Source organism: Comamonas terrigena NBRC 13299, from assembly GCF_006740045.1.
GTDB lineage: Bacteria > Pseudomonadota > Gammaproteobacteria > Burkholderiales > Burkholderiaceae_C > Comamonas > Comamonas terrigena.
Genome location: NZ_AP019749.1, coordinates 3179171 through 3189988, shown reverse-complemented (window position 1 = coordinate 3189988; position 10818 = coordinate 3179171). Strand labels below are relative to the sequence as shown.

Annotated in this window: 10 protein-coding genes and 1 tRNA gene; 6 read left to right on the top strand and 5 right to left on the bottom strand. The window is 66.5% G+C overall.

Features of this window, described 5'->3' with window-relative positions; genetic code table 11:
* The first annotated feature begins 9 nt into the window (after positions 1-9).
* Both CT3_RS14500 and ispF read left to right on the top strand, forming a co-directional pair.
* Positions 10-828 (top strand): IspD/TarI family cytidylyltransferase, encoded by an 819-nt coding sequence (locus tag CT3_RS14500; RefSeq protein ID WP_066534019.1) that lies wholly within the window; start codon positions 10-12, stop codon positions 826-828.
* A 48-nt stretch (positions 829-876) separates the two neighbouring features.
* Complete coding sequence (gene ispF, locus CT3_RS14495) at positions 877-1359, top strand: 2-C-methyl-D-erythritol 2,4-cyclodiphosphate synthase (protein ID WP_066533708.1); 483 nt, start codon at positions 877-879, stop codon at positions 1357-1359.
* Between the two features lie 99 nt (positions 1360-1458).
* On the opposite strand, the gene CT3_RS14490 is transcribed toward ispF, so the two are convergent.
* Both CT3_RS14490 and ompR read right to left on the bottom strand, forming a co-directional pair.
* On the bottom strand, positions 1459-2994 hold the full coding sequence (locus tag CT3_RS14490; RefSeq protein WP_083520273.1) for an ATP-binding protein: 1536 nt from the start codon (positions 2992-2994) through the stop codon (positions 1459-1461).
* A gap of 96 nt (positions 2995-3090) precedes the next feature.
* Positions 3091-3822: an osmolarity response regulator transcription factor OmpR gene (ompR, locus tag CT3_RS14485; protein ID WP_066533704.1), complete on the bottom strand. Its 732-nt coding sequence runs from the start codon at positions 3820-3822 to the stop codon at positions 3091-3093.
* Positions 3823-4037: 215 nt separating this feature from the next.
* Between ompR and CT3_RS14480 the strand changes: the two genes are divergently transcribed.
* Positions 4038-4775 (top strand): SIMPL domain-containing protein, encoded by a 738-nt coding sequence (locus tag CT3_RS14480; RefSeq protein WP_066533701.1) that lies wholly within the window; start codon positions 4038-4040, stop codon positions 4773-4775.
* A 130-nt stretch (positions 4776-4905) separates the two neighbouring features.
* On the opposite strand, the gene CT3_RS14475 is transcribed toward CT3_RS14480, so the two are convergent.
* Entirely contained in the window at positions 4906-5688 is a 783-nt protein-coding gene (locus CT3_RS14475) for a 3-hydroxybutyrate dehydrogenase (protein ID WP_066533700.1), read from the bottom strand.
* 67 nt (positions 5689-5755) lie between these two features.
* On the opposite strand from CT3_RS14475, the gene CT3_RS14470 reads away from it, so the two are divergent.
* The 3 genes from CT3_RS14470 to CT3_RS14460 all read left to right on the top strand — a co-directional run bounded on the left by CT3_RS14470 (position 5756) and on the right by CT3_RS14460 (position 9092).
* Positions 5756-6688 (top strand): alpha/beta fold hydrolase, encoded by a 933-nt coding sequence (locus tag CT3_RS14470; protein ID WP_066533697.1) that lies wholly within the window; start codon positions 5756-5758, stop codon positions 6686-6688.
* A 115-nt stretch (positions 6689-6803) separates the two neighbouring features.
* Complete coding sequence (locus CT3_RS14465; RefSeq protein ID WP_225608678.1) at positions 6804-8981, top strand: RelA/SpoT family protein; 2178 nt, start codon at positions 6804-6806, stop codon at positions 8979-8981.
* 34 nt (positions 8982-9015) lie between these two features.
* Positions 9016-9092, top strand: a tRNA-Val gene (locus CT3_RS14460).
* Positions 9093-9223: 131 nt separating this feature from the next.
* On the opposite strand, the gene CT3_RS14455 is transcribed toward CT3_RS14460, so the two are convergent.
* Positions 9224-9718, bottom strand: coding sequence for a GNAT family N-acetyltransferase (locus CT3_RS14455; protein ID WP_066534018.1), 495 nt, complete (start codon positions 9716-9718; stop codon positions 9224-9226).
* A gap of 151 nt (positions 9719-9869) precedes the next feature.
* Positions 9870-10598, bottom strand: a complete 729-nt coding sequence (locus tag CT3_RS14450; RefSeq protein ID WP_066533692.1) for a TetR family transcriptional regulator C-terminal domain-containing protein — start codon at positions 10596-10598, stop codon at positions 9870-9872.
* Positions 10599-10818 lie beyond the last annotated feature (220 nt).

The following is a 10818-nucleotide window of genomic DNA, read 5'->3' as shown; positions in this document are numbered from 1 at the left end:
ATGCCTGCCATGACCGACCTGCTTGCCCCTTCCCCAGTCCCCCATCCGCCCCAGGGCCGTTTCTGGGGGCTGGTGCCCTGCGCAGGGGTGGGGTTGCGGGCAATTGCGCCGGGCAGCCCCACGCCGGAGCTGCCCAAACAGTACCAGCTGGTGGCCGGCCAGCCCATGGTCTTGCACACCCTGGCCGCGTTTGCCGGCACGGCCGGGCTGGCGGGTACCTTGGTGGCGGTGGCGGCCGGCGACCAGTTTCTGGCCGACCACCCGGTGACCGGCTGCTTTGTCGTGCCCTGTGGCGGCCCCAACCGGGCCGACACCGTGCGGGGCGGCCTGAAGGCCCTGCTGGCGCAGGGCGCAGCCCAGCATGACTGGGTGCTGGTGCACGATGCGGCGCGCTGCCTGATCACGCCGCAGCAGATCCGCAACCTGATCGACGCCTGCGTGGACGATGCCGTGGGCGGCCTGCTGGCCCACAAGCTGCCCGATACGCTCAAGACCGCCGTCACCGGCCCGACCGGGGTGCGCGTGGCGGCCACGGTGGACCGCAGCGACAAATGGCTGGCGCAGACGCCGCAGATGTTCCGCATCGGCCCGCTGCTGGATGCGATTTCCCGCGCCGGAGCGGCCGTGACCGATGAGGCCAGCGCCATGGAAGCCATGGGCCTGCGCCCCAAGCTGGTGCCCGGCGGGGCGCAGAATTTCAAGGTGACCTACCCGGACGACTTTGCGCTGGCCGCCGCCGTGCTGTCGCAGCGCGGCCGGGCCACCACGGCGGAGCGCTTCCAGGGGCGCCGCAACCCGCCGTCCGCCAGCGGCAACCCGTTTTTCTGATGTCAACCCTATGGGCAGGTCGCGCCTGAAGCACCTGCGGAGCAAGCTATGAATTTTCGTATTGGAGAAGGCTGGGACACCCATGCCCTGGTGCCGGGCCGCAAGCTCATCATCGGCGGGGTGGAGATTCCCCACGTCACCGGTCTGCTGGGCCACTCGGACGCCGATGTGCTGCTGCACGCCATCACCGATGCCTTGCTGGGCGGTGCATCGCTGGGCGATATCGGCCGGCATTTCCCGGACACCGACCCCGAGTTCCGGGGCGCCAACTCGGTGGTGCTGCTGACCGAGGCTGCCCGCCGCGTGCGGGAAAAAGGCTGGGAGATCGGCAATGTGGACAGCACCGTCGTGGCCCAGGCCCCCAAGCTGGCGCCGCACATTCCCGCCATGCGCGAGCGCATTGCCCAGGCCCTGGGGGTGACGCTGGACCAGGTGAACGTCAAGGCCAAGACGGCCGAAAAACTGGGCCCGGTGGGCCAGCTGCAGTCCATGGAGGCACGGGCCGCGGCGCTGCTGTTCCGCAAGGACTGAGCACTGGCACCAGCCCCGGCCGGCCCTGCAGGCCTGGTCACCCCATAAAAAAAGCCGGCGGATGCCGGCTTTTTGCATGCAGGGGCGCAGAGCGCTGCGTCAATCGTCGCCCAGGTCTTCCGCTTCGTCCATGCGGTCGGTGCTGCGGCGGCGCGGCGGTAGCTGGCGCTTGACCTGCGGGCGCTGCAGGCGCTGGGGCGTGTCGCTGTCGGCACCGCTGGCTGCGCGCTGCAGCTGCACATGCGCGGCCAGACCGCCACCGGGCGCATTGGTCAGCGACAGCACGCCGCCCATGCGCTGCACCGTCTTGTCCACGATCGACAGGCCCAGGCCGGCGCCGGCGGCAGCGGTACGGGCCGTGTCGCCCCGGAAGAAGGGCTGGATCAGGCTGGCCAGCTGTTCGGGCGGCACGCCTGCGCCATGGTCGCGCAGCCGCACCACCACCCAGGCCTCGCGCTGCTTGACGCTGATGTCCACATGCGTGGTCTCGGTGTCCGGTGTCTTGCCGTAGCGGCGGGCGTTTTCCAGCAGGTTGGAGATCACGCGCGCCAGCTCGATCTCGTCGGCCATCACATACACATCTTCCGGCACCGACATGCTGATCTGCAGCTCGCGGTGGTCCTGCACCGCGTAGACGCAGGACGACACCACCGCATGCAGATTGACCGTGGCCAGCGCCACATGGTCGGGGCGGGCGTAGTCCAGGAACTTGTCGATGGTCGCATCCAGCTGCACGATGTCGGCCACCATGTGGCCCCGGGCCACATCGTCGTTCACGCTCATCTCGGTTTCCAAGCGCAGGCGGGCCAGCGGGGTGCGCAGGTCGTGCGAGATGCCGGCCAGCATCACGGCGCGCTCCTGCTCCAGCTTGGCCAGTTTCTGCGCCATGCGGTTGAAGCCGATGTTCACCTCGCGGATTTCACTGGTCACGGCCTGCTCGTCGAGCTGGCTGGCCTCGAAGTCGCCATCGCGCACGCGGTTGGCCGCATCGCTCAGCTGCTTGAGCGGCTGGTTGATCAGGCGGGCAATCACGGCGGCACCGGCCAGCGACAGAATGCCGGCGGTGATCAGCCATACCAGCCAGGTGCGGCCGCCGGCAGGGCTGAAGCGCGAGCGGTCCATCAGCAGCCAGTTGCGGTCGCCGTTGATGGAAAAGCCCACCCACAGACCCTGCTCGCCGTTGACGCTGCGCGCCACGATGGTGCCCGGGCCCAGGCGCTGGGTCAGTTCCTCCGTCAGGCGCTGGCCCAGCGGCGTATGGTCCATTTCCTCGAACTTGTCGCCCGGCTCGCGCGGCAGAATACGCACGCCTTCCTGGTCGGCCATGGTCTTGATCAGCGAGACGCGGTTGATAGCGTCCGAGTGCACCAGGGCGGCGCGGCTCAGGTTGACCAGCGAGGCGATCTGCTGGGCCGTGTGCAAGGTGCGCGGCTCGAACTCGAAAGCACGTAGCGTCTGCAGCCAGGCCAGGATGCTGCCCACCAGCAGCAGGGCCAGCAGGAAGAAGGTGCGCCAGAACAGGTTCAGGCCCATGCGCGAACGCGCATGCGCCGCACGGGGGCGGCGTTGTGGTTCCGGCTCGTCGGCCACGGCAGAGTCGGAAGAGGAAAGTGGGCTGGCGGTAAAAGCGCGCATGGTCAGAAGACTTCCATTGAACCGCAACGCAGCACACCACCATCGGTCGGATGGTGGCGAGCAGGCGGTGTCAGGGGAAGCGCTATCTTACGGTGCTTAATTCGCACCATCTGGTACGAAGACGTAACCAACGCCCCAGACTGTTTGAATGTAGCGCGGAGCGGCGGCATCTTCTTCGATCAGCTTGCGCAGGCGCGAGACCTGCACGTCCAGACTGCGGTCAAACGGCTCGAATTCGCGGCCGCGGGCCAGCAGGGCCAGCTTTTCACGGGACAGCGGCTGGCGTGGGTGGCGTACCAGCGCCTTGAGCATGGCGAACTCTCCGGTGGTCAGCGCCAGTTCTTCACCATTCTTCTGCAGCACGCGGGTGCCCAGGTCGAAGGTGAAGGGGCCGAAGGTGACCACTTCGTTCTCGCCCGACGGCGCGCCCGGCGCTTCCACCGGGGGGCGGCGGCGCAGCACGGCGTGGATGCGGGCCAGCAGTTCACGCGGGTTGAACGGCTTGCCCAGGTAATCGTCAGCACCGACTTCCAGACCGACGATGCGGTCCACGTCTTCGCCCTTGGCGGTCAGCATGATGATGGGGGTGCGGTCGTTGGCCGAGCGCAGGCGGCGGCAGATGGACAGTCCATCCTCGCCGGGCATCATCAGGTCCAGCACGATCAGATCCACGGTTTCGCGCAGCAAGATGCGGTTCAATGCCTTGCCGTCTTCGGCAATCATGATCTCAAAGCCTTCTTGCGTCAGGTATCGGCGGAGCAGATCGCGGATGCGGGCGTCGTCGTCCACCACCAGGATCTTGTCGGTACGGTTGTTCGTAGAGGCCATGGATATCCCTAGTCCAATTTGTAACAGAGCCAATTTTGACCATCTTGGCGGCGGAAAAACCGGATTACCCCGGTACTTTGACCAAGTGTTACAAGTGTTGCCCTGCGGAGCAAGTGTTGATTGACGTAGTGCAGTCCCCTCCGCCAGGCGGTGGTAAGGTCGCTTGTTCCCGACGATTTCGTCTTCATCCCATTGACCTGTCAAGGAGGAATGCTATGCCTTTTATCCCCCGTCACACCCAGGCCCTGGCGGCTGCCGCCATCGTATGGGGTGCTGCGGCCACCGCCGCACAGGCCCAGACCGCCGTAATGGCCCCACCGCAGAACGTAGTACAGCTGACGGCCGCCGGCAGCGTGGAGGTGGCGCAGGACCTGCTGGTGCTGACCCTGTCCGCCACGGAAGAGGGCAGCAATGCCGCCGCCGTGCAAAAACGCCTGCAGCAGGTGGTGGGTGCGGCACTGGCCACGGTGCGCCCCCAGGCGCAGCCCGGCGGCATGGAAGTGCGCACCAGCGGCTTCAACGTTTTCCCGCGGACCACCAGCAAGGACGGCAAGATCGCCGGCTGGCAGGGGCGTGCGCAGCTGGTGCTGCAGGGCAAGGACTTCGACCGCATCACCAGCACCGCCGCCAAGGTGCAGGGCATGCAGGTGGGCCAGGTGGCCTTCGGTCTGTCCAAGGAAGGGCGGGCCAAGGTCGAGGGCGAGGCGCAGCAGCAGGCCATCGACCAGTTCAAGGCCAAGGCCGCCAGCCTGGCCAAGGCGTTCGGCTTTACCGGCTACACCTTGCGTGAGGTCTCGGTCAACAGCAATGAAGTCGGCATGCGTCCCTATATGGCGGGGGCCATGATGAAATCTTCCATGGCGGCGGATGGCGCGGAAAGTGCCCCGCTGGCGGTGGAAGCCGGCAAGACCCAGGTGGAAGTGCAGGTCTCGGGCGCGGTGCAGCTGCAGTAACCCAGCCGCCCCTCGGGGCGGCTCCAGGCTTCGGCCAAGCAAAAAGCCCCTGGCAGCTGCCAGGGGCTTTTTTTGTAGGGGGTAGGGCGCGGTGACCGTTTTTGGCTTTCCGCCCCGCAGCGGCGCAGGCTTACTGGGCCGCCCAGCCGCCGTCCATGTTCCAGGCCACACCGCGCACATTGTTGGCGGCGGCCGAGCAGAAGAACACCGCCAGCTCGCCCAATTCTTCCGGGGTGGTGAACTGCAGCGACGGCTCTTTCTCCCCCAGCAACTGCCGGGTGGCCTCTTCGTTGGAGATGCCCTGGGCGGCCGCCTTGGCGTCCACCTGTTTCTGCACCAGCGGGGTCAGCACCCAGCCGGGGCAGATGGCATTGCAGGTCACGCCGCTGGTGGCGTTCTCCAGGGCCGTGACCTTGGTGAGGCCGACGATGCCGTGCTTGGCCGCCACATAGGCCGACTTCTGGGCCGAGCCCACCAGGCCGTGCACCGAGGCCACATTGATGATGCGGCCCCAGTTGGCCTGCTGCATGGCCGGCAGCGCCAGGCGCGTGGTGTGAAAGGCGCTGGTCAGGTTGATGGCGATGATGGCGTCCCATTTGTCCACCGGAAAGTCCTGCACCGCCGCCACATGCTGGATGCCGGCGTTGTTGACCAGGATGTCCACCCGGCCGAATGTCGTGGCGGCAAACGCCATCATGGCTTCGATGTCGGCGGCCTTGCTCATGTCGGCGCCGTGGTGGGCCACCCGCACCCCATGGGCCTTGCCGGCTTCGCGCACCGCAGCCAGCGGGCCTTCGGCGTCGCCGAAGCCGTTGAGCACCACGTTCGCGCCCTGGCGTGCCAGGGCTTGCGCAATGCCTAAACCGATGCCACTGGTGGAACCCGTCACCAGTGCCGTCTTGCCTTTGAGCATAGAGGTCTCCGAATCCATTACGATGGTCAAAAGCCCATTATGGGGTGCGCCTGGAAAGTTGCTCTGCATGATTGAACCTACGCTGAACTACGTAACCTGTCCCGGTCCTGCGGCCCGCCGAGCGGACGAACCAGAGCGCAGCGAACACCGCATGGCGTACTGGGAGTGGAACGCCACCGGCAACCCCGCCCACCCCCATGTCATCGTCTGCGTCCACGGCCTCACGCGCCAGGGGCGGGACTTCGATGTGCTGGCCCGCGCGCTGGCGTCACATGCGCGGGTGATCTGCCCGGATGTGGCCGGACGTGGGCGCAGCGAATGGCTGGCCGACCCCCAGCATTACGCCGTGCCGCAGTACGCGCTGGACATGCTGATGCTGTTGCAGCACCTGCAGGCGCAGGCACCGCTGCAGACCCTGGACTGGATAGGCACCAGCATGGGGGGGCTGATCGGCATGGCGCTGGCCGGCCAAGCCCAGTTGCCGCTGCCGGTGGCCATCCGGCGCCTGGTGCTCAACGACGTGGGGCCCACGCTGGAGTGGGCGGCGCTGCAACGCATTGGCAGCTATGTGGGCCAGCCGGTGCGCTTTGACAGCGTGGAGCAGGCCGCAGCCACGCTGCGCGTCATCTCGGCAGGGTTCGGTCCGCACACCGATGCCGAATGGCGGGCCCTGACCGAGCCCATGCTGACCCCCTTGCCCGACGGCGGCCTGGGCCTGCACTACGACCCGGCGATCGGCGTGGCACTGCGGGACATGACACGGGAGGAGGCCGAACAGGGCCAGGCGCTGATGTGGCAGCTGTACGACCAGATCACGGCACAGACTTTGCTTTTGCGGGGGGAACAGTCCGATTTGCTGACGGCCGCCACCGCCCAGGCCATGCAGGAGCGTGGACCACGGGCACAATGTGCGGTGCTTGCAAATGTGGGGCACGCCCCCACATTGGTCTCAGCCGACCAAGTGGCGGTCGTGCGGGACTTTGTATTGGCCCAGGAATGACGCAAGAACAACAACCAAACAGCCAGGCCGGCAGGGGAGTGCGGCCATGAGAAGTGTGACGTCTTTGCCTCCCACCACGGTGGAGGCCGGTGCGCCAACCCATGGCACGGTACCCATGACACCGGCGCTGATCGCCGCCACTTCGGAGGCCATGCCCGACCAGGCCAATGCGCTGGTGCGCGCCCGCTCGTTTGCGGAGCCGCTGCTGTCCGGCGAAACCATGACCACCGGCGAGAACATGCTGGCCCACGCCGATGCGGTGGCTGCCATCCTGTACGGCATCGGTGGCTCGGAAACCATGCAGGCGGCCGTGTATCTGGTATACGCCAGCATGCACCTGAACAAGCCGCTGGAGGTGCTGACCAAGGCCTTTGGCGCCAACTTCGCCACCCTGGCGGTGGAAACCACCAAGCTGATGCATGTGCAGCAGCAGGCGCGCGATGCGGAAAGCAACAGCCAGCGCGTGGACGATCCGGCCACCCAGGCCGAGACCGTGCGCAAGATGCTGCTGGGCTTTTCCCGCGATGTGCGCGTGGTGCTGCTGCGCCTGGCATCGCGCCTGCAGACGCTGCGCTACTACGCCGCCAGCAAGCGCCCGGTGTCGCCCACCCTGGCGCGCGAGGCGCTGCATGTGTTTGCGCCGCTGGCCAACCGCCTGGGGATCTGGCAGCTCAAGTGGGAGCTGGAAGACCTGTCCTTCCGCTTTCTGGAGCCGGAGACCTACCGCCAGATTGCCAAGAACCTGGATGAAAAGCGGGCCGAGCGCGAGATCTACATGGAGCAACTGCGCTCGCGGCTCGAATCCGAGCTGCGTGCCTACAGCATCAGCGCCACCGTGCAGGGGCGGCCCAAGCACATCTACAGCATCGTCAAGAAGATGCGCGGCAAGTCGCTGGACTTTGCCCAGGTGTTCGACATTCGCGCGCTGCGCGTGGTGGTGCCCAACGTCAAGGACTGCTACACCGCACTGTCCTGGGTGCATGAGCATTTCACCCCCATCGAGTCGGAGTTCGACGACTACATCGCCAAGCCCAAGCCCAATGGCTACCAGTCGCTGCACACCGTGGTGCGGGACGAGCAGGGCAAGGCCATCGAGATCCAGATCCGCACCCAGGCCATGCACGACCATGCCGAACATGGCGTGGCCGCGCACTGGGCGTACAAGGAAGCGGGCACCAAGGGCTATGCCGGGGTGTCGGCCACCAGCGAATACGATGCCAAGATCGCCGTGCTGCGGCAACTGCTGGCCTGGGGCAAGGACCTGTCCGAAGGCCCGGAACACCGCAACCTGTTCGACGACCGCATCTATGTGCTGACGCCGGATGCGGCCGTGATCGAGCTGCCGCAGAACGCCACGCCGGTGGACTTCGCCTACGCCGTGCACACCAACCTGGGGCACCGCTGCCGCGGCGCGCGGGTGGACGGGGCCATGGTGCCGCTGAACACGCCGCTGCAAAGCGGCCAGACGGTGGAAATCACCACCGTCAAGGAAGGCCGGCCTTCGCGCGACTGGCTCAACTCCGAGCTGGGCTATCTGACCAGCAACCGCGCCAAGGCCAAGGTGCGTGCCTGGTTCAATGCCCAGGCCATGCACGAGACCATGACCCGGGGCCGCGAGGCCGTGGAAAAGCTGCTGCAGCGCGAAGGCAAGACCGCCATCAGGCTGGACGAGCTGGCGGTGCAACTGGGCTTCAAGTCTGCCGAAGCCATGTTCGAGGTGGTGGGCAAGGACGAATACTCCTTGCGCAACATCGAAGCCGTGCTGCGCCCGCCGCCCGAGCCGGTGGCGGCCGAAGAGGACATCCAGCAGATGGTGCGCAAACCCCGCGGCGAAGGCCAGAAGGGCGGCGTGCTGGTGGTGGGTATCGATTCGCTGATGACCCAGCTGGCCAAGTGCTGCCGGCCGGCGCCGCCCGACGATATCCGCGGCTTTGTCACGCGCGGCAAGGGCGTCAGCGTGCACCGCTCGGACTGCAGCAATTTCCGTGAAATGGCCGCGCGCTACGAAGAGCGCGTGATCGATGTGGCCTGGGGTCTGCCCAAGGCGGCCGCGACAGCGGCGGTCTATCCGGTGGATGTGGCGGTGGAAGCCGCCGACCGCCAGGGCCTGCTGCGCGACATCTCCGACGTGTTCGCCCGTGAAAAGACCAATGTGATCGGCGTGCAGACCCAGTCCGTCAAGGGCGTGGCCTGGATGACGTTCACCGTGGAAGTCTCGGACTCCGGCCGCCTGAACAAGGTGCTGGGCATTGTTTCCGGGGTGGCTGGCGTGCGTTCGGCGCGGCGACGCTGAAAACCGTGCTAGAATCGCTTTCTCGAACAAACACAGGCGCGTAGCTCAGCTGGTTAGAGCACCACCTTGACATGGTGGGGGTCGTTGGTTCGAGTCCAATCGCGCCTACCAACTAACCATTGGTACAAAGCCTTCTAGATCCACGGTCTAGAAGGCTTTTTCTTTTTCCGGGGGCAATGGCTGATCGCTGCGCCCCAGGCGCCGTGCAGGCGCTAAAGGGCGTGGCAGGCCTCCATAGGAGGCTACAGGGCGTCTGTGGGCGAGCGCGTGGCCCGAAGATCCAGTCCCAGGTAGCGGGTGCCCGTCACGGGATTGAAACTCACCGGCGGCGCGTCCTCGAAGCCCAGCGACGCATACAGCCGCTGCGCAGCCTGGAACTCGGGCAGCACATCCAGGCAGATGCGGGTGTAGCCCCTGTGCCGCGCTGCGTCCAGAATGCCTTCCACCAGGCGGCGTCCCAGGTTTTCGCCGCGCGCCGTGGGGCGCACGTAGACGCGCTTCATTTCGCCGATTTGTGCATCCACCTGCCGCAGGGCCGCGCAGCCCACGGGCTGGCCGTCTTTCCAGGCCAGCAGCACGCAGCCGTGTGGAGCGGCGTACTTGCCGGGCAGGGCCGCGAACTCGGCCTCGAAGTCCTGGAAGTCCAGGCTCACGGTGGGGCTGGCCACGTATTCCCGGAAGATGCGGACCACGGCGTCCAGATCGTCGGGAAAGCGGGCGGGGCGGATGTCGGTCATGGGCAGCAATCGGGTCCGGGCCCTGGTGCAGGGCGCCGTGCAGGAGCAATCAGAGCGCACAAGGATAAGGCAAGACGCCGGGGCCGCCGCCCATGCACTACCGCCTTGCGCCATGCCCCCTGGCCTGCACCGCTTGCCGTCAGCAGGGCGCCTAGCGCGCTGGCGCTGGCGCCAGCAGCGGCCCTTCGGCCGGGCCGTCTGGCTGCAGACCGCGCACCACCAGGCGGTAGATCAGTTCGGCCGCCGTGTCGTAATCCTGGGCCGTCAGCGCATCCTTGCCCAGCAGCAGCGCAAACTGGGCCTGCTGGTCGGCGTAGGCCTGGGTCACGGACCAGAGAATGAACATCAGGTGGGTGAAATCCACGCGGGCAATCTTGCCCTGGGCCACCCAGCGCTCGAACGCCTGGGTGTCGGCCGCCAGCGCGGGGCCGACCCGGCTCAGGATGGCATCACCAAAGCGGGGGGCGCCGGCCATCACCTCGCGGGTGAAGACCTTGGAGCCATGGGGCCGCTCGCGCGAGGACTGCAGCTTGGCGCGGATATAGGTGCGCAGGGCCTGGGCCGGGTCGTCGCCGCGCAGCAGGTCGGACATGCCTGCCAGCCACTGCGTCAGCACATCGCCCAGCACGCGCAGATACAGCTCTTCCTTGCTGGCGAAGTAGTACAGCAGGTTGTGGCGGCTGATGCCGGCGTCCTGGGCGATCAGGTCCAGCGAGGCGCCTTCGAAACCATATTGTGCGAAGTGCAGCTCCGCCATCTGCAGGATGTGCTGCTCCTTGCGCAGCCGCGCCGCCGTGGGCTTGCGGGTGGCCGATCGGGCCTGGGAGGCGGGGCTATTAATGGGGCTGTTCACGGGGCTGTTGTCAGAAAAAGTCGCCATTGCGCCTGCGGTAAGTAGAGATAAGTTGCGCCATTGTGGTGCGATTGTCTGGCATCTTTCTTGCTCACGACTTTCTGGGTGATTTTACTGATTGGTAAATTTTTTCACCCGCGTACATTGAACTCCACCCCAGTGCGCCCGGCAAGAGGCGCCACATTGCACCTACGAGGACCATGATGAAACCTCCGAAGACTGTGTTGTTGGATTCGGGGACGCGCAG

Excerpts from the sequence above, each read along its gene's own strand:
- CT3_RS14500 (WP_066534019.1), top strand. The coding sequence starts at position 10 with ATGACCGACCTGCTTGCCCCTTCCCCAGTCCCCCATCCGCCCCAGGGC.
- ispF (WP_066533708.1), top strand. The coding sequence starts at position 877 with ATGAATTTTCGTATTGGAGAAGGCTGGGACACCCATGCCCTGGTGCCG.
- CT3_RS14490 (WP_083520273.1), bottom strand. The coding sequence starts at position 2,994 with ATGCGCGCTTTTACCGCCAGCCCACTTTCCTCTTCCGACTCTGCCGTG.
- ompR (WP_066533704.1), bottom strand. The coding sequence starts at position 3,822 with ATGGCCTCTACGAACAACCGTACCGACAAGATCCTGGTGGTGGACGAC.
- CT3_RS14480 (WP_066533701.1), top strand. The coding sequence starts at position 4,038 with ATGCCTTTTATCCCCCGTCACACCCAGGCCCTGGCGGCTGCCGCCATC.
- CT3_RS14475 (WP_066533700.1), bottom strand. The coding sequence starts at position 5,688 with ATGCTCAAAGGCAAGACGGCACTGGTGACGGGTTCCACCAGTGGCATC.
- CT3_RS14470 (WP_066533697.1), top strand. The coding sequence starts at position 5,756 with ATGATTGAACCTACGCTGAACTACGTAACCTGTCCCGGTCCTGCGGCC.
- CT3_RS14465 (WP_225608678.1), top strand. The coding sequence starts at position 6,804 with ATGACACCGGCGCTGATCGCCGCCACTTCGGAGGCCATGCCCGACCAG.
- CT3_RS14455 (WP_066534018.1), bottom strand. The coding sequence starts at position 9,718 with ATGACCGACATCCGCCCCGCCCGCTTTCCCGACGATCTGGACGCCGTG.
- CT3_RS14450 (WP_066533692.1), bottom strand. The coding sequence starts at position 10,598 with ATGGCGACTTTTTCTGACAACAGCCCCGTGAACAGCCCCATTAATAGC.